This is a genomic window from Mucilaginibacter sp. NFR10 (genome assembly GCF_900100445.1).
GTDB lineage: Bacteria > Bacteroidota > Bacteroidia > Sphingobacteriales > Sphingobacteriaceae > Mucilaginibacter > Mucilaginibacter rubeus.
This window is the reverse complement of the sequence record NZ_FMTV01000001.1, coordinates 1,346,963-1,365,414: the sequence shown is the minus strand read 5'-3', so window position 1 is coordinate 1,365,414 and position 18,452 is coordinate 1,346,963. Positions and strand designations below refer to the sequence as shown.

Genomic DNA, 18,452 nt, shown 5'->3' with positions numbered 1-18,452 from the left:
GCTGAAAGCAATGTTTAAACGCTTTTACACCAAAAGCGTTTTATCAAAACGATAAAATATTTTAATATTATTTAAGCGACAGGTTTTCAATGGCCAGGCGATAGCTATCCATCCCGAAACCCGCAATTACTCCACGGCAACTGGCCGCTATCATTGATTTATGCCTGAACTCCTCGCGCTTGTGTACGTTGGAGATATGCACTTCAATAACCGGCGTATTGATGGCTGCAATTGCATCGGCAATGGCAATAGAAGTATGGGTATACGCGCCGGCATTCATTACAATACCATCGTAACTAAACCCAATTTCATGCAGTTTATTTATAATTTCGCCCTCAATGTTGCTTTGATAATAATCAATGGTGATGTTTGCATAGCGTTGGCGCAAAGTTTCAAGGTAGGTTTCAAAACTGGCATCGCCATAAATTGATTTTTCGCGAACGCCTAACAGGTTCAAATTGGGGCCGTTTATAATTTGTATCTTCATTAGTTCAAACTTAGCTATAAATCATCAAAACTAAAATCAATTGGATTGGCGTTCGGCAATAAAAGGTTTCCAGGCTTATTTAAAATTAGAGAAGTCGCTATCCGACAACTCTATCGAAGCTTACCGCAGAGATATAGAAAAGTTATATCAATATTCAGATTCACAGATAGTTAAACTAAAGCCAGAATTAATTACTTTAACTGATTTGCGCGGGTTCATTAACTGGATAAATGAACTGGGTATGATCCCTTCATCGCAAGCCAGGATTCTTTCGGGCATAAAAGCTTTTTATAAATACTTGCTGATGGAGGATATTATTAAATCCGATCCGTCAGAACTGCTCGAATCGCCCAAGATCAGGCGTAAGCTGCCGGATACATTGAGCTATGGAGAGATCAACAAAATTATAGCTGCGTTAGACCTATCCAAACCAGAAGGCATGCGTAACAAAGCCATCCTGGAAACCCTATACGGATCAGGCCTGCGTGTATCCGAGCTTACCGAACTAAAACTCTCTAACCTGTACCTTGACATTGAATTTATAAAAGTAACCGGTAAAGGCAACAAAGAGCGATTAGTGCCTATAGGCAGCGAAGCTATAAAGGCGCTGAAGATCTGGATAGAAAATGTAAGGGTACATAACCCAATAAAAAGAGGTGAGGAGGATTATGTTTTCCTGAACAGGCGCGGCACAAGGTTAAGCCGGCAGATTATTTTTTTAACCATCAAAGGGTTAGCTGAAACCATTGGATTGAAGAAAAAGATAAGTCCCCATACCTTTCGGCATTCCTTTGCCACACACCTGGTTGAAGGTGGCGCCGATTTACGGGCGGTACAGGAGATGCTGGGACATGAAAGCATCACCACAACAGAAATTTACACTCATTTGGACAGGGAATATCTAAAAAGCACCATCAGCCAGTTTCATCCGCGCAGTTAAGGTCAGATCAGGTACTGATCAATTACATCCTGAGGGATCTTTGCACCGCGTCCGGTAGCCATGTCAATCATCACATAATCAAACCAACCATCGCAGCAGATCTTTTTAGTGGCTTTATTGGTGATGGTAAACTTCACACGGCAGCCTTTGTCGTCAATACTTTCAATACCGGTTTTCACAATAAAGTAATCGCCCATGGTTAAAGCACGTTTATAATCCACATGGGCGGTACGTACTACCCACCCGAACCCGCGTTCCATAAATTTTTCCATCGCCATTCCATAGCAACGCTCCATCTGGTCGTAACGCGCAGCCAGTACATAATCAAAATATTTGCTGTTATGTACGTGCTGAAACATGTCGATATCATCGGGGCGTACGCGAAACTCAGATTCAAAAGTGGAAAGTTGGAGTGGTGTATCCATGCAGCAAATATAGTAAACCTATTTAAGCGAAAGGAAAGCCTCCAGTTTCTCATTAAAAGTGTTCCCGTGATCGCAATTGGTAAAAAATACATAGCCGGACTGCCGGGCCTTATCCATCATGAAAGCTGATTGAAAATTGCCATTATTGCCTGAGTGTAAGTAAATTGTACCTGATGAAATTTGCGCTATTGCTATGCCCAATCCCCAGGCTGAATAGCCTGCTTTGCGGAAATCTTCGGGAAGGGGCACGGTTAATTGCTGCCGGAACATTTCATGGATGCTATTGGTACTTAGTCCTTGGTCATTCATCAGGGCTATGAGGAATGCGGCATAATCTAAAGCATTAGTGTGCAGGGAAGCTGCAGGATTGAAAGTGTTTGAATCAATGCTGATGGATGGAATTACAGGCCAGTTTAATCCGTTAGCAGGATCTATGTGCCCAGCCTGATGTCCTCTGACCTTATGTTTCAAAATATAGGTATTGGCAGTGTATGAACTATGGGGCATGTGTAGTGGGATAGCCACTTCACGTTCAAACAGTGGCTCTATATTTTGCAATGAACGGTTAAGCAAATGTGCTACCACTTTGCCCAGGTAAAGAAACCCCTCGCCCGAATAATTGAATGATGTACCGGGCTTGAAATTCAAATAAAGGTCACCTTGTTTCACGTGTAAAGAGGAATCGGCCGTGAAGAAGCGCCAGTTTGGAAGCCCGGATTGATGAGAAAGCACCATCCGGGCGGTGATTAGTTTGTATCTCTCATCCTGTGCGATATCAGGATAGGGAAGATATTTATACAAAGGAGTATCCAGGCTTAATATTCCGCGATCTGCCATTTTTAAAACCCAATAAGTAAATATTGGTTTGGAAAGTGAGGCTGCTTCAAAAATCGACTGCTCGTCTACAGGCGCTTTTGTTTTAATATCTTTTATACCCAAAGCCCGGTGATAAACTATCTTACCTTTATTTATAAATGCGATAGATACCCCCGGGAGCTGCAACGAATCCATTTGTTTTTTCAAAAAAGCATCCATAGCAGTGTTACTGATAAGTTTCCCGGCTGGGCTTATGATCTGTGCTTGTAAGTTGCAGATGAGCCCGGACAAAACTAAACAGGTAAGTATAAGCATCCGGGTATATTTATTGTGTATGTGAGAAGATTGCATGTTTTGCATGAGGTAAGTTTTTAAATGGGACGCGAATATTAAAGATTTCGTTACAGGTTATTTTATATTTTAAGTGCTGTACCTTATTGCCGGATTTCTGCCTACCTATTAAAATATCTAAAAACAAAAAGCGGGCGATCTTGTGGATCGTCCGCTTTAAATGAGGATACAGAATCTATTTTATGACCACCACTTAAGCGGAAAAACTATCTTATCAACCGAGCTCGCTACCATATCCGGTTTAAACGCGTAATGGCTCAACTGATCTTTACTGGAGATACCAGATAGCACCAGGATAGTTTTATATCCCATTTGTACACCGCCCTGGATATCAGTTTCCATCGTATCGCCAATTACAGTGGTTTCGGCAGTTTCAAGGCCCAGGAATTTCCTTGCCGAGCGCATCATTACCGGGCTTGGCTTGCCGGTTACAAAAGCCTTACGGCCAGTAGCTTCCTCAATCATGGCTGTTGTAGCTGCGATACCTAAATTGTTCCAGCCTGGTTTTTTAGGAGATGGGTCCCTGTTGGTGGTTATAAACTTAGCGCCTGCCAGGATCATGTCGACCGCGCGTTGCACCATTTCCAATGTAAAGTTGCGGCCTTCGCCCAAAACAACAAACTCCGGGTCGGAATCAACAAGTGTGATGCCGTTTTCGTGCAAACTGCTCAATAGGCCACCTTCGCCAAGCACAAAAGCGGTACCGTTGGGGCTTTGATCGCCCAGGAATTTCCCGGTAGCCATGGCGCTTGTATAAATATGTTTTGTTTCTACAGTTATTCCCAATCTTTTAAGTTTCCGTACAACCTCCAGGCTGGTACGCTGGCTGTTGTTGGTCATAAAGGCAAATGGTATATCGTTATCAATAAGGTGTTTGATGAATTTATCAGCGCCCTGTATCAGTTCTTCGCCGCTGTAAATCACACCATCCATATCAATTAAAAGACCTTGTTTCATGCGTATAAATTATAAATGTTTTGTTTTATTAAAGAGGTGGTGTTGAATACTCGGTGTTTTAAGCTCCCTCAAAAAAATCGATCAGGCCGCCAAAGTAACTCTCGTTCCACCCGTCAACAATATCATTATAATCATCATCGGGAATGTTGGTGTGCCTTAACTCGGCCGAAGTGCCTTGCTTATCAGCATGTAATTTGATGGTAACGATAGAATTATCGCTTTGTCCTTCAAAATACCATTGCTGAACCACCTTTTTATTGGGTTCAAACTCGACGTTTTTACCCACGATACTGCCATCCCACATAGAAAATTCGGTACCGGGCTCTGTCGACATTTCGGCGACTTCGCCAGTCCACAATTCAATTGTAACCGGGTTGGTGATGGCCATGTATATCTCTTCGGGAGTGGCCGGTATGCTGTAATATTTTTTATAATCTTTCACCCGCGCAATTTAGCTCAAATAATTTAAACCTTCACCGGGCCAATCGGCAAAACGGTTTTTCCATAAATCTCATTCAAAACATTAGCGATACCTGTGTAAATAGCCGATGCCCCGCAAATGATACCTTCATAACCGGCCAGGTGTTTAATGCCCGCATTGCCTGTAACATCACCAGTCACTAACAGGAAAAATAAAATAGTTAACGATGCAAAAACAAATTGCAGCGCACGGTTAAGCCTCAATGTTCCAAAAAACAACAGCAGGGTAAATAAACCCCAGATGCTTAGGTAAGCGATCATGGCACCTTCAGATGGCGCAGTTCCCCAGCCAAATTTGGGCATTACCAACAGGCCCACTAATGAAAGCCAGAAAAATCCGTACGAAGTGAATGCTGTCAGCCCGAAGGTATTGTTCTTTTTAGCTTCGATAACACCGGCAATAACTTGCGCCAAACCGCCGTAAAATATGCCCATAGCTAATATCATGGTGTTCATTTCAAAAAAACCGGCATTGTGAATGTTTAATAAAACGGTGGTCATTCCGAAAGCGCAAAGGCCAAGTGGCGCGGGGTTGGCAATGCCATCCTTCACTGGTACTGGTGTGGTAGGGATCATAATAGGTTTTAGTTTATATGGTTTGTACCGCAAGCTAACTGATTTATAAATATTAAGCAAGTTTTTCACACCCTTAACCTACTTTTGCATTAACCCAATTCAACCCCTGCCGGCAGAAGGGCTTTAAACAACAACAATAAAATTTTTCTCTTGAAGAGAGATTTAGAGACACCTACCTATGCAAAAATTAGTATTAATACGCCACGGAGAGAGTACCTGGAATCAGGAAAACAGATTTACAGGCTGGGAAGATGTCGACCTGTCAGAAAAAGGTTACGAACAGGCCCATCTCGCCGGAAAGATCCTTAATAAAAACGGCTGCAATTTTGATATCGGCTTTACATCTTATTTAAAGAGATCCATTAAAACGCTCCATTATATTTTGGAAGAACTTGATCATTTATGGATCCCCGTCGAAAAATCATGGCGGTTGAACGAAAGGTTTTATGGTGCCTTACAAGGGTTAAATAAAGATGAAACCATTGCCCGATACGGCGAAGAACAGGTGTTAAAATGGCGGCGCGACCCTAATGAACACCCGCCCGCTATAACCAAAGATGATGCGCGCTATCCGGGTCATGATCTCAGGTACAAGGACCTGACCGAGCGTGAGCTCCCGCTGACCGAAAACCTGAGCGAAACTATGGACAGGGTATTGCCCTTTTGGAACGAAAGAATTGTCAGGGCCTTGCGCCGCAATCAAAAGGTTATTGTAGCGGCACATGGTAACAGCCTGCGTTCGCTTATAAAATATATTGATAATTTAAATGATAAGGAAGTCACTTCGCTGGAAATCCCTACCGCTACCCCCTGGGTTTATGAACTTGATGGGGATTTAAACAGGATCAGGCATTATTACCTGGAATAATTTACCCTCCGGATCTTCATTTCTCTTTTTTATGTAGCACAATTGTTTATCTTGTAAGCCATAAACCAATTAATCCCTAATTAAGACGAATGAAAAAATCCGACATCTATGAGGTCGCCATTAAAATACTGGGTATATACCTGTTGGTGGCCGATATCTCTAAACTTCCCGGCCTGATCACTTTTATCGGTAACCATGCAAGTTCCCCTGCCGAACAGCAGCCTGCCGATCAGGGAAACCTTTTGTTGGTAAACGGGTTAAACTTTATTTTCCTGATCATATTGGCGGTGCTGTTAATTGCCGGTACTAAAAGGATCACCCGCTGGATCACTAATGAAAGTGATTACCAGGAAAACGCGAAACTTTTTGCCGAACGAAAAGTCATCTACGAAATATCCCTGGTAATAATAGGAGGGTTATTGTTAGTTGGCACTATCCCTGATTTTTTATATCACCTGTATACGCTTGCTAACGTTAATGAACAAAGCAGTGTAATATCGGCAGGGGCAAAAATATTTATCGGCATAATTACCGTGGCATTTGCCAAAAGGATAGGGGCTTATTTTGCCAAATAAATTTGAACAACTTTAATGTATTGAAAGAGCGGCCTTTTTGGACGCTTTTTTTGTTTGCGGCCGGCCATATGTTAACCGTTGTCAAAACTCTTTCAACCATGGGTTGTCCACACCTGATGTGTATGACCAAAGGGTGTTCCACTAAAAAAAACGCCAAAAATCTTAAATATCTGATTATTAGCAATATAGTTACCTTTCACTTTTTGAACCACTTAAGTTGTTGATAACCAGTGGTAACATAAATGCGCAGTATTCCACAATGTTCCACTTCTGAAAATGGAACACTTTATATAAATGTAAAAAGTTTCAAGGTTTACTTAACAATAAGTTAATGAAATAGCAATAATTACGAATTAACCTTTGTGCAGCTTTACCGTATAATTTAACATTATTAACTTATACATTAAAACCTAAAAAAATCATTATGCTAAAACTTACTAATCTACGTATGTGGGTATTGGCCGCTGCCGCAACAGGCATGCTGGCAAGCTGTCAGAAAAATGGCCAGATGCCTGCATTGAAAGATGCTGATCAAACTGCAACCGGTTCAAAAACGATTAAAACCTTAGCTGTGTCCTTAACACAGGGTTTTGAAGTTGGCGCAACCAGTCCAAAAACTGCTTATGATGTATCACCAACCGGTTCATCAAGCGGCGACAATGTTACCCTATCCGGCAGTTCATGGAATATGTATGATGCCCTGATCGGTAATCTCGCAGCAGATCAAAAAGCAGGCTCATGGAGTGCCCGTGTACGCAATACCGGTAAAATTACCATGTTGTTTGATGTTACTACCGGCATAAGTACTGTTACTATTAAAAGTGCAACTTATAATGGCGATACTCCAAGCACATGGGGATTGTTTTATTCTGTTAACGGAGGTTCGTCCTGGACGCAATCCGGCTCAGCAATTACTACTACTGCAACCCTTACTACATCAACTTTTACTGTTACACAAACCGGTAATGTACGTTTAGAGATCCGTAAATTATCCGGCGGCACCAACCGTATCAATATTGATGATATCACCATTAATGATAACGGCGGCGGCGGTACAGGCGGGGGTACTGTACTTACAGGCAAAAAATTCCTGTTTGATGCAAGTCACCTGGAAAATGCAGGCAGCGCCGACTGGCAAATAGATGCCGACGGCACTGAGCAGGTTGCTATTTACACAGGCGGTACCACTACCGAAACCAAGGCACAACGCATTCCTACTCCGTCATACACAGGTATTACTTCATCTACTACCGAAACTTATTGGAAAGGCGCTCTTTCAGCATGGGCTGTAGAATTGGTAAAACGAGGCGAACTGGTTGAATCGTTACCTGTAGGCACTGCCATCACTTATGGCGGCGGTGGAGCCCAGGATTTGAGCAATTACGATGTATTTGTTGTTTGCGAACCTAACCGCTTATTTACTGCCGCCGAGAAAACTGCTTTGATGAACTTTGTAGCAAACGGTGGTGGTTTATTTATGATAGCTGATCATACGGCGGCAACAACTGCCGGTACCGATGCTAATGGCTACAATCCTTCAGACCGCGATGGTGATGGTTATGATTCGCCAAGGGTTTGGAATGACTTAATGACCAACAATGGCATCAATAACAACAACCCTTTCGGCTTTAGTGTAAATTATGTTGATATCAACGAAAGCCCGTCAACCAACGTTTATACCGGCTCCAATGCCGATGCGCAAAAAGTGCTGAATGGTGCGGCAGGTACTGCTTCAAAAATGGCTTTCTACGATGGTTCTACAGCAACCTTGTTCCCGGCCAACAACTCAACCGTACAGGGCTTATTCTGGCGTAACAGCGCTACCAATGGTGGCAATGCCAACGCTATGGCATTATTGGCAACCTATGGAAGCGGCCGTGTTGTTTGGATCGGCGACAGCTCGGACGCCGATGACGGCACAGGTGATACAGGCGATAACCTGTTTAATGGTTGGTCGGGTGATGCTCCGTCAGGATATACCTCGCATTCGTCATTTCATTTAAATGCTTCATTCTGGCTGGCCAAAGCCCAGTAAGCATAAAATAACCTTAGAACGGGAGAATTTTCATTTGTTAGTTTAAGTCCGGTTGCCCGTGGCAACCGGACTTTTTATTACCCCGCTTCAAACAAGTTAGTTGCTTTTGCAGTTATATATTATACGAAGGTGATCAATGAACTCATCTTCTGTTTTACCTATACAAAAACATCACCATGAAAAATTATGAAACCTTAGTGGATGCCACTAATGACCTCATGAAGAGGGGATATACGGCCAACCTTAGCCTTGATGGCGATACAATTGATGATAAAGAAAAAGATATCAGGATGACCGCTGATGATTTTGAGATTGATGAGTTTTACCGCTTTGAAGGTCCAAGTAACCCATCGGATATGTCGATAGTATACGCTGTATCATCATCAAAATATAACTTAAAAGGAGTGCTGGTAAATGCTTATGGTACTTATGCCGATGATAGCTCATCCGCGTTAGCTGCCAAATTGCATCATGGGCAGGTAAGTCATAACCTGCACGGCGACGACAGGCCCACTGCGTAAGTAAGTCGAAAGTCTTAAGTCAAAAATCTTAAGTTAAAAGTCGGTGACAAATATTTCTGTAGGGACAGCGGGATATTTGTTGGCGGCTTTTGGCTTTTAATATAACAGCCAATTTTTAAACGTCTGCCCTTCGGGGGATTAGAGAGGCTTAGATCTCAATTCCTTCGTCATTTTTTTTCCTGCCGACTGGATAGCCGCCGTACCATTACGCGTTAAAAATTCAAGCTGGGCCGGTAGCTCATCGGCCACCCAGGGGTAACGGTGCCGCAAATTAAACAAAGCCCAACCAGCAAATACTTTCACCGCTATTTTAACTTTTGGATCTATCATCCAGTCAAAAAGCTGCTCAACCGCTGGTTCAAGATCGATGCTGTTCAGTTTTTGTTTTACCGGCGATTGTTCTTTTTCTTCGGTGGCGTGCATCAATATTTTAGCATAATGCCTTTGGCAGCCTGGATTGGTAACCTGTGGTAACCGTTCAATCAAATATTCAAGATTATTGGTAAACACCTCAGGATCTTTTAAAAACATGTTTTCCAGGAGCCACGCCGCACGGAACCCGAGGGGTTTATCAGCATGAAAGGTAATCTCTATCAGGTCGCGCAAATCAAACTGTTGTTCCGTCAAAATACGGCTTAATTCAAGCACTTTGAGTTTGCCTATGGTATTCGCTATTTTTTGGGTAAGTTCGTCGCGGGTCATTGGTAGCCTAAAAGTAAAAAAATACCGGGGCCTAACCTAAAACACTTGTTCATTTTTGGCATTCACTTTCAATGTCATCAAAAGTTATACATTTGCTATCCGTATTAAAAATTTAAGAGATACATGGTTAAATTCAACCGATTCACACTTGACAATGGCCTTAGGGTTATTGTGCATGAAGATAATACAACGCCAATGGCGGTGCTTAACATTTTATATGATGTTGGTGCACGCGATGAAGATCCTGAACAAACCGGCTTTGCCCATTTGTTTGAGCATCTCATGTTTGGCGGATCAGTCAATATCCCTGTTTATGACGAACCACTGCAAAGGGTAGGAGGTGAAAATAATGCCTTTACCAGCAACGATATCACCAACTATTATATCACTCTGCCATCGGCTAACCTGGAAACCGCATTTTGGTTGGAGAGTGACCGGATGCTGAGCCTTGCTTTTAGCGAAAAAAGCCTTGAGGTGCAGCGTAACGTAGTTATAGAGGAGTTTAAACAGCGGTACTTAAATCAGCCATACGGCGATGTTTGGTTAAAGCTTCGTCCGCTGGTTTACAAAAAACACCCTTATCGTTGGGCGACTATCGGCAAAACCATCAAACATATCGAGGATGCACAAATCGAAGACGTAAAAGCGTTCTTCAAAAAACATTATAACCCACAAAACGCCATTATGGTAGTAGGGGGTAACGTAACAACTGAACAGGTAAAAGAGCTCTCCGAAAAATGGTTTGCTCCGATCCCGGCCGGCGAAAGATATCACCGCAGCCTTCCCCAGGAACCTGAACAGCAGGAAGCCCGCCGCGAAACGGTTACCGCCAAAGTACCACTCAATGATGTGTATATCGCTTTTCAGATGGGGGCCCGCACAGATCAAGATTACTATGTGGTAGAGCTGCTTTCGGATATTCTTTCGCGCGGCAATTCATCACGGTTATATAAATCGCTGATTAAGGAAAAACAGATTTTTAGCGAGGTGCATGCCTATATTACCGGCAGTTTGGATAAAGGCATGTTTGTGTTAGAAGGCAAACCGCTCGATGGCATCAGCATTGAACAGGCAGAGACTGCATTATGGGAGGAACTGGAGAAAATAAAAACTGAGGGGATCCCGGCAGATGAACTTACTAAAGTTCAGAACAAAACCGAGTCAACCATGATATTTTCCGAAATGTCGCTATTGGATAAGGCCATGAACCTGGCCTCATTTGAATTGCTGGGTGATGCTGACCTGATCAACCATGAAACAGCAAAATATCTTGCTGTAAACGCTGCCCAGGTAAAAGCACAAGCCAATAAACTGTTCAGAAAAGATAATTCATCAACACTTATTTATTTGGCTGAGAAATAAAACCGTCTGAATCAGAATTTACAGAATTTAAGAATTAGCTGAATTTCAAATGGCATTCTGTGAATTGTAAAATTCTGTAAATTCTGATTCAGATAAACAATATACATATGATCAACAGAAAATTAGCCCCCGAATTCAGGGCTATCGATAATATTAATCTGATTAGGCCAGAGCACAAGAAACTAAGCAATGGCTGCAACATTTTTTGCTTTAACTCCGGCGACCAGGAGCTTGTGCGCATTGAGTGGGTCTTCGGTAACCTAAGCTTTGATCCGGCGAAACCATTGCTTAACATGGCCGTAAACTCCATGCTTACTGATGGCACTACAACTTTAACTGCTGCACAGATTGCCGACAAAATTGACTTTTACGGCGCCTTTTTACAGGTTGACTATGGATATGAAAACTCGCAGGTAACACTGTATAGCTTAAATAAACACCTGCACCATACTTTACCGGTTATTGCCGATATCCTGAATAATTCCATTTTTCCGAAGAAGGAACTGGAAACCTTTAAGCGCAACCAACAACAAAAATTGCAGGTTAGTCTGCAAAAAAATGATGTGGTGGCCCGCAGAGCATTTAACAGGGCTGTTTATGGAACTACCATTTTTGGATATGCTGCTGAGATGACCGACTATCAAACCCTACAGCATGATGATATGCTGGCACATTACAAAAAAATGTACCAGCCTTCCAATTGCACTATCGTTATAGCGGGTAAGATTGAGCCTGAAATGCTGACATTGCTTACCGATACGTTTGATAAAGACTGGGAAAACAGCCCAACCCCGGCGGTTACAATTCAGCCCGATATTAAAGCCGCCGCCGACCTGTTTTATTTTACAGAAAAACCGGAAGCTTTGCAATCGGCTATCCGGATAGGTACGCCTATCATCAACCGTTCGCATGAAGACTTCCAGGCGTTACAGGTTTTAAATACAGTATTCGGTGGTTATTTTGGATCGCGGTTAATGGCTAATATCCGCGAGGATAAAGGATATACCTATGGTATAGGATCAGGGCTGGCGTCATTTAAGCAGGGCGGATCATTCTTTATAGCGACAGAGGTTGGTGCAGATGTTTGTAAGTCGGCGGTTGCCGAGATTGAAAAAGAAATGAACCTGTTGAAAACCGAACTGGTACCGGAAGAGGAACTTTCCCTGGTGCGCAATTACATGTTAGGCTCATTATTAGGAAGTTTGGAAAATGTATTTTCACATGCTGATAAATTCAAAACCATCTATTTTGCAGGTTTGGATTACGATTATTATGACAGGTACACGGTGACCGTAAAAAACATAACTTCAGATAAGCTGATCCAACTGGCCAATACGTATTTCAACTTCGATCAGTTTTATAAAGTGATTGTAGGGAAATATTAATTTGATTTCGGAATTGGGATGTTCGATTTCGGATTACTTTGATTTCGGAATTTCGCTTTTTGATTTGTCTAACGGCGAATCAGAAAGCGAAATTCCAAAATTCTTGAATGGATTTGAGCAGTAAAAATAAAATAAATCCGAAATCGAACATTCGAAATCCCAAATCCCGAATTATCATCTTAAGGCAATTTTAAATAAATAGAAAAGCGAAATTCCAAAATCCGAAATATTTTATTACCTTTGCCCGGCAAATAATAACTCCAAAATAATTATTTGCTATGCAGTTAGACCCATCAAAATTTGTTGCCGAAGGATTAACTTACGACGACGTTTTACTACTCCCGGCTTATTCAGAAGTGTTACCGCGCGAAGTGAATACCGGCACTTACTTAACTAAAAGCATCCGGTTAAACATTCCTATCATTTCGGCAGCCATGGATACCGTTACTGAGGCTGATCTGGCTATTGCCATTGCACAGGCAGGCGGTATAGGCATGTTACACAAAAACATGACCATACAGGCACAGGCCGACGAGGTGCGCAAGGTTAAACGCTCAGAAAGCGGTATGATCCAGGATCCGGTAACTTTACTGGAAGACGCCTTGCTTGCAGACGCTTTCCAGATCATGAGGGAATTTAGCATTGGTGGTATCCCGGTTATTGATGCCGATCATAATCTGAAAGGCATTATCACCAATCGTGATCTTCGCTTCCAAAAAGATATGAGCGTTCCCGTGAGCGAAGTAATGACCAAAACCAACCTGATCACTGCACCTGAAGGAACTACTTTAGTTGACGCTGCCAACATATTGCAAAGTAATAAGATTGAGAAACTACCGGTTGTGAATAAAGATGGGAAACTGGTAGGCCTCATCACTTATAAAGATATTCAGAAAGTTAAAAACTTCCCTAACGCTTGTAAAGACGAATACGGTCGTTTACGTGTTGGTGCAGCCGTTGGTGTGGCCGCCGATAACATTGACCGGGTAACCGCCCTGGTTAATGCCGGTGTTGACGTAATTACGGTTGATACAGCTCATGGCCATTCAAAAGGAGTTATTGATATGGTTAAGGCAGTTAAAAAACTCTATCCTAACCTACAGGTAATTGCCGGCAACATCGCAACAGGCGATGCTGCTATCGCACTTGCTGATGCCGGTGCTGATGCGGTTAAAGTAGGTATTGGCCCGGGCTCGATTTGTACAACCCGTATCATTGCCGGTGTGGGTGTACCACAGTTATACGCGGTATATGAATGCGCCAAGGCACTTGAAGGTCGTGGGGTTCCGGTAATTGCCGATGGCGGTATTAAACAAACCGGAGATATCGTTAAAGCTATTGCCGCCGGCGCAAGCTCAATTATGGCAGGTTCATTATTTGCCGGTGTTGAAGAGTCGCCCGGCGAAACTATTATATATGAAGGCCGTAAATTTAAATCATACCGTGGTATGGGTTCGGTTGAGGCGATGGCCAAAGGCTCAAAAGACCGCTATTTTCAGGATGAAACCGATGTAGTGACAAAACTGGTACCAGAAGGAATTGTTGGTCGCGTGCCGTTTAAAGGCAGCATGGCCGAAGTGATTTTCCAGTACATCGGTGGTTTACGTGCCGGCATGCACTATTGCGGTGCTGCCAATATCGAAGACCTCCAACGTGCCAAATTTGTGAGGATCACCGCTGCTGGTATGCGCGAAAGTCATCCGCATGATATTACTATCACTAAAGAAGCGCCTAACTATACAAGCAGGTAATTCTTAATATAAACTGCATAAAACAAAAGCGGCTGAAAGATCCTCTATCTTTCAGCCGCTTTTGTTTTTGATAATAACCTATTGGCCGGTCACTGATGATGATTTTGAAATTAAACCGTTCGCGGTGATGATCTTTAACGCCTGTTCGTAATTGAATCCCACTTTAACAAGTGCATCAAAATAATCTTTATTTAATTTAGCTATTTCGGCTATTTTGCCGGGCTGCTTAAAGTAAGCGAGTTGAGCATCAAGCACTGATTTTGCCATCGATGCGTACATCGGTCCCATAGAATTCATCGCGTTTTGCATGTCATTAGAGGGGCTTCCATTAAATAGTCCTGTTGAGGCTGTATCCGTGGCTACAGGTGGTGGCGGAAGCAATACAACATCGGTTACCTTGACATGCTTGGTTGCGGCAGCTTGCTCAGTTAAACTAACATTATAAAAATTAAAATAGTTAATTCCCGACCTGCTTAACCCGGCATGCTCTATGATGTCAATGGATTTTGCAGCAGAAGGTATTTTTTTAAAATATACCTTAAACTCAAGCTTATCACCAGCCTTTTTTAATACATTTTTATTGGGTACCATGGCTATGTTTTCCGACTTAACATACTCATAATGTGCGTTGCTTAAATCAGTTTGAATAAAGATCTCTTTATTGAGCTGTAGCCACGCATTATCCTGGTAAGCATAGTTTTCAAAGGTCACAATAGTATACTGACTATTGGTTTCTATTTTTTTGATGATTGTTGATTGATCGTCTTTTTGCTCAACATTAGGAGTTGTGATGTTTTGTGCGAATGCCTGCACTGCAACAATAAAAAATGTGATAATGGTTAAGATAGGTTTTTTCATGTGATAATTTTTCTAAATATATAAATATTGGATTACATACAATCAACAGGTAACAAAACCTTAATAGGCCATTGAACAAATTTTGTTATCATTGAGCATGAAATCTATCTGTGTGTTCTGCGGTGCCAATTTCAATGGCGATCCTGCATTAAAACAAGCCATCGAACTATTGGCAGAGGTTATGGTAAGCCGTAACATTACACTTGTGTTTGGCGGCGGTAAAGTTGGCGTTATGGGTTTGATGGCCGATGCTGTGTTAAGCAGGGGAGGTAAAGTTATCGGTATAATCCCGCAGTTTTTGATGGATAAAGAAGTAGGACATACAGGTTTAACCGAGTTGCACATTGTAGAAAATATGCATCAGCGTAAACAAATGATGAACGATCTTAGTGAAGGCATCATTACGCTTCCGGGCGGATGGGGCACTCTTGAGGAGTTTTTTGAGGTGCTAACCTGGCTGCAGTTGGGTTTGCATAACCATCCTATCGGCTTGCTCAACGTCAACGGCTTTTACGATCTGTTACTTAAACAAATGGATGTAATGGTTGAACAACGTTTTCTGAAGCCAACCAATCGCGAACTGATTCTTACCTCAGGCGATCCGATAGAGCTGGTAAACCTGATGGATAATTTCGACGTAAAACCGGATGAAGTATGGTTTAAAGACAAAAACCTTATTTAAGTCTTAAGTTCGAAGTTTTAAGTCAAAAGTTTTGGTGTTTGCGAAGGTTTTATAAGCTAATGAACTGCCTGTTACCAACTATTTACTGCTAACTGTTTTATCCCTTTGAAACAAAACCGTTTACAATTTCCTTTTTTAGATAGGAAATTTTCTAAATTACCTGTCCTATCTAAAACCAATTATGAATATCGAATTCAATAAAAATGAAGATATTAATAAGCAGCTTGTTTATGAGCTAAACACCCGGCTTAACAAAGTACATCAGGGCGGTGGTGAAAAAGCCGCAGCCAAACAAAAAGAAAAAGGAAAAATGCTGGCCCGCGAGCGGGTAGCTTACCTCATTGACAAAGATAAACCATGGCTGGAGCTCGGCGCTTTTGTTGCCGACGGCATGTACGCCGAGCATGGCGGCTGTCCGTCAGGTGGCGTTATTTGTGGCATTGGGTACATATCCGGCAGGCAATGTGTTGTAGTTGCCAATGATGCAACTGTAAAAGCTGGGGCCTGGTTTCCGATAACAGCTAAGAAGAACCTCCGTGCCCAGGAAATAGCCATCGAAAACAAGTTACCTATCATTTACCTCGTCGATTCAGCAGGAGTTTATCTGCCTTTGCAGGACGAGATCTTTCCGGATAAAGAACACTTTGGCCGCATTTTTCGCAATAATGCTATCATGAGCAGTATGGGAATTATCCAGATCGCCGCCATTATGGGTTCATGCGTGGCAGGAGGTGCATATCTGCCTATCATGAGCGATGAAGCGATGATAGTAGAAGGCACAGGCTCTGTTTTCCTGGCGGGATCATATCTCGTAAAATCGGCCATTGGCGAGGATGTAGATAACGAAACCCTCGGTGGTGCCACTACTCATTGCGAAATTTCAGGCGTTACCGATTATAAACAGCCTAATGATCAAGCCGCTCTTGATTCCATCCGTAATATCATGAGTATGACGGGCGATTATACCAAAGCCGGTTTCGACAGGATCCAGCCCTCAGCTCCAAAACTCAGTGAAAAAGAAATTTATGGAATACTGCCCGATAACCGGGAAAAAGCCTATGATATGAAGGAGATCATACTCCGTTTGTTGGATAACTCAGAATTTGAACCCTATAAAGATGGCTACGGACAATCTATCATTTGCGGCTTAGGCCGCATTGACGGATGGGCTGTAGGGATTGTAGCTAATCAGCGCAAAGTGATCAAATCAAAAAAAGGAGAAATGCAGTTTGGTGGGGTGATCTATTCTGATTCGGCAGATAAGGCTACCCGTTTTATCATGAATTGCAATCAAAAAAAAATCCCATTGGTGTTTTTACAGGATGTCACCGGTTTTATGGTGGGTAGCCGCTCGGAGCAGGGAGGCATCATTAAAGATGGCGCCAAAATGGTGAATGCAGTAGCAAATTCAGTAGTGCCAAAGTTTACCATTGTTATTGGCAATAGTTACGGAGCGGGCAATTACGCCATGTGTGGCAAAGCGTACGATCCACGATTGATCTATGCCTGGCCGTCGGCCAAAATTGCGGTAATGGGCGGCGGACAAGCAGCGAAAACGCTGTTACAAATCCAGGAAGCAAGCCTCAAAGCGAAAGGCGAAGAGATTGACGCAACAAAAGAAGCTGAGTTATTGAAACAGATAACAGATAAATATAACTCTCAAACAACTCCATATTATGCCGCTGCCCGACTTTGGGTTGATGGGATCATCGACCCGCTTGAAACCCGTAAAGTAATTTCAATGGGTATCGACGCGGCTAACCACGCACCGATAGAAAAGGCTTTTAATGTAGGGGTTATGCAGACGTGATCTTAGTGATTAGAGGTTGGAGATTAGTGATTAATAAAAAGCGCCATGATGAACTGCTCATCACGGCGCTTTTAATATTTTGATTTGTTTCGCCTTGCGCTCGTTTGTAACGCAAACTAAACTACCCTCTACGCTTTTTATGCTTTTTCTTAGATGGTTTTGACGAGGATGACGATGAATTTTGTTTATCTGATGATTTTTTCTCATCAGTTTTAGCAGGCTGATTGTCCGGTTGCTTTACATCTGTCGAATCTTTGCTCAACTGCTTAACGGTAAATTCATTACCCCGTAAACCATACTCCAATTGGCGTTTTGCTCCTGATGGTTTGGCATCTTTGCCGGTTCCGTTAAATATCGGGAACTCCCGCATCAGCTTACCTTCCTTAATATAGAAATTATCATTACCACGGTAACCTTTGCGCTGCGAGCTGGTCAGCTTCGGAAAATCCAGCTTATTGGCCTTACTATTATTGTCGTTAAACTCAAAGGCGTAAATTGACGTGTAATTGGTTGTATCCTTTGATTTCGCCTGGATCAGGATCTCCGGATTGCCATCCACATCCATATCCGAATTGTAAACATCAATAATTGCGCCATCCAAATCGCCGGTTGTTGTAGTGTATTTTATGGCCGACGAATCTGAATGCAATATCATGAACGAACCAGCTTCTTCGGCACCGCGCCCCCAGCTCAAAATATCATAGCTTTGGCCCGGAGACACCTCTATCAGTTTGTGATACCTGAAAGGTGCCATCAGTTCCGGCTTTTTAGGTGCCGTAGGAGCGGCAGGCTTTTTTGTTTCCTGCCCACCGCATCCAGCCATTAATGCACTTATTGCAAGTGCAAAAAGGTAAAACCTGTTAGTCATATT

19 protein-coding genes are annotated in these 18,452 nt (G+C 42.6%); 10 read left to right on the top strand and 9 right to left on the bottom strand.

Annotated features, from left to right (window positions below):
* Window positions 1-67: 67 nt before the first annotated feature.
* Window positions 68-487 (bottom strand): type II 3-dehydroquinate dehydratase, encoded by a 420-nt coding sequence (gene aroQ, locus BLP33_RS05640; protein ID WP_090525703.1) that lies wholly within the window; start codon window positions 485-487, stop codon window positions 68-70.
* Window positions 488-527: 40 nt separating this feature from the next.
* Here aroQ and xerD point away from each other — a divergent pair, with 40 nt between their 5' ends.
* The gene (gene xerD / locus BLP33_RS05635; RefSeq protein WP_090525701.1) at window positions 528-1,427 is read left to right on the top strand and encodes a site-specific tyrosine recombinase XerD; all 900 of its coding nucleotides are present in this window, start codon (window positions 528-530) and stop codon (window positions 1,425-1,427) included.
* Between the two features lie 2 nt (window positions 1,428-1,429).
* On the opposite strand, the gene BLP33_RS05630 is transcribed toward xerD, so the two are convergent.
* The 5 genes from BLP33_RS05630 to BLP33_RS05610 form a co-directional block, all read right to left on the bottom strand.
* The gene (locus BLP33_RS05630) at window positions 1,430-1,852 is read right to left on the bottom strand and encodes an acyl-CoA thioesterase (RefSeq protein ID WP_090525696.1); all 423 of its coding nucleotides are present in this window, start codon (window positions 1,850-1,852) and stop codon (window positions 1,430-1,432) included.
* A gap of 18 nt (window positions 1,853-1,870) precedes the next feature.
* Window positions 1,871-2,887, bottom strand: coding sequence for a serine hydrolase domain-containing protein (locus BLP33_RS05625; RefSeq protein WP_175489937.1), 1,017 nt, complete (start codon window positions 2,885-2,887; stop codon window positions 1,871-1,873).
* Window positions 2,888-3,199: 312 nt separating this feature from the next.
* Window positions 3,200-3,976 carry an HAD-IIA family hydrolase gene (locus BLP33_RS05620; protein ID WP_090525692.1) on the bottom strand — a complete coding sequence of 259 codons (777 nt, stop codon included), beginning with the start codon at window positions 3,974-3,976 and terminating at the stop codon, window positions 3,200-3,202.
* A 58-nt stretch (window positions 3,977-4,034) separates the two neighbouring features.
* Window positions 4,035-4,418 carry an SRPBCC domain-containing protein gene (locus BLP33_RS05615; RefSeq protein ID WP_090525689.1) on the bottom strand — a complete coding sequence of 128 codons (384 nt, stop codon included), beginning with the start codon at window positions 4,416-4,418 and terminating at the stop codon, window positions 4,035-4,037.
* Between the two features lie 23 nt (window positions 4,419-4,441).
* Window positions 4,442-5,032 carry an acetate uptake transporter gene (locus tag BLP33_RS05610; RefSeq protein WP_090525686.1) on the bottom strand — a complete coding sequence of 197 codons (591 nt, stop codon included), beginning with the start codon at window positions 5,030-5,032 and terminating at the stop codon, window positions 4,442-4,444.
* A 178-nt stretch (window positions 5,033-5,210) separates the two neighbouring features.
* Between BLP33_RS05610 and gpmA the strand changes: the two genes are divergently transcribed.
* The 4 genes from gpmA to BLP33_RS05590 all read left to right on the top strand — a co-directional run bounded on the left by gpmA (window position 5,211) and on the right by BLP33_RS05590 (window position 9,031).
* Entirely contained in the window at window positions 5,211-5,900 is a 690-nt protein-coding gene (gene gpmA, locus BLP33_RS05605) for a 2,3-diphosphoglycerate-dependent phosphoglycerate mutase (RefSeq protein WP_090525683.1), read from the top strand.
* Window positions 5,901-5,989: 89 nt separating this feature from the next.
* Window positions 5,990-6,475, top strand: coding sequence for a hypothetical protein (locus tag BLP33_RS05600; RefSeq protein ID WP_090525680.1), 486 nt, complete (start codon window positions 5,990-5,992; stop codon window positions 6,473-6,475).
* A 424-nt stretch (window positions 6,476-6,899) separates the two neighbouring features.
* A complete protein-coding gene (locus BLP33_RS05595; RefSeq protein ID WP_217633109.1) occupies window positions 6,900-8,510 on the top strand; it encodes a hypothetical protein in 1,611 nt (536 codons plus the stop codon).
* 176 nt (window positions 8,511-8,686) lie between these two features.
* The gene (locus BLP33_RS05590; RefSeq protein WP_090525677.1) at window positions 8,687-9,031 is read left to right on the top strand and encodes a phosphoribosylpyrophosphate synthetase; all 345 of its coding nucleotides are present in this window, start codon (window positions 8,687-8,689) and stop codon (window positions 9,029-9,031) included.
* Window positions 9,032-9,169: 138 nt separating this feature from the next.
* On the opposite strand, the gene BLP33_RS05585 is transcribed toward BLP33_RS05590, so the two are convergent.
* Window positions 9,170-9,733, bottom strand: a complete 564-nt coding sequence (locus BLP33_RS05585) for a hypothetical protein (RefSeq protein WP_090525675.1) — start codon at window positions 9,731-9,733, stop codon at window positions 9,170-9,172.
* Between the two features lie 123 nt (window positions 9,734-9,856).
* Between BLP33_RS05585 and BLP33_RS05580 the strand changes: the two genes are divergently transcribed.
* From BLP33_RS05580 to guaB, 3 genes are all read left to right on the top strand, one after another.
* Window positions 9,857-11,095: a M16 family metallopeptidase gene (locus BLP33_RS05580; RefSeq protein ID WP_090525673.1), complete on the top strand. Its 1,239-nt coding sequence runs from the start codon at window positions 9,857-9,859 to the stop codon at window positions 11,093-11,095.
* 107 nt (window positions 11,096-11,202) lie between these two features.
* Window positions 11,203-12,480: a M16 family metallopeptidase gene (locus BLP33_RS05575; protein ID WP_090525671.1), complete on the top strand. Its 1,278-nt coding sequence runs from the start codon at window positions 11,203-11,205 to the stop codon at window positions 12,478-12,480.
* A 278-nt stretch (window positions 12,481-12,758) separates the two neighbouring features.
* Window positions 12,759-14,231 carry an IMP dehydrogenase gene (guaB, locus tag BLP33_RS05570; RefSeq protein WP_090525669.1) on the top strand — a complete coding sequence of 491 codons (1,473 nt, stop codon included), beginning with the start codon at window positions 12,759-12,761 and terminating at the stop codon, window positions 14,229-14,231.
* 78 nt (window positions 14,232-14,309) lie between these two features.
* Here the strand turns inward: guaB and BLP33_RS05565 are convergent, their stop codons facing one another.
* Complete coding sequence (locus BLP33_RS05565) at window positions 14,310-15,089, bottom strand: hypothetical protein (protein WP_090525667.1); 780 nt, start codon at window positions 15,087-15,089, stop codon at window positions 14,310-14,312.
* A gap of 97 nt (window positions 15,090-15,186) precedes the next feature.
* Here BLP33_RS05565 and BLP33_RS05560 point away from each other — a divergent pair, with 97 nt between their 5' ends.
* Window positions 15,187-15,771: an LOG family protein gene (locus BLP33_RS05560; protein ID WP_090525665.1), complete on the top strand. Its 585-nt coding sequence runs from the start codon at window positions 15,187-15,189 to the stop codon at window positions 15,769-15,771.
* Between the two features lie 181 nt (window positions 15,772-15,952).
* Entirely contained in the window at window positions 15,953-17,581 is a 1,629-nt protein-coding gene (locus BLP33_RS05555; RefSeq protein WP_090525663.1) for an acyl-CoA carboxylase subunit beta, read from the top strand.
* 121 nt (window positions 17,582-17,702) lie between these two features.
* On the opposite strand, the gene BLP33_RS05550 is transcribed toward BLP33_RS05555, so the two are convergent.
* Window positions 17,703-18,449, bottom strand: coding sequence for a hypothetical protein (locus tag BLP33_RS05550; protein ID WP_090525661.1), 747 nt, complete (start codon window positions 18,447-18,449; stop codon window positions 17,703-17,705).
* Window positions 18,450-18,452 lie beyond the last annotated feature (3 nt).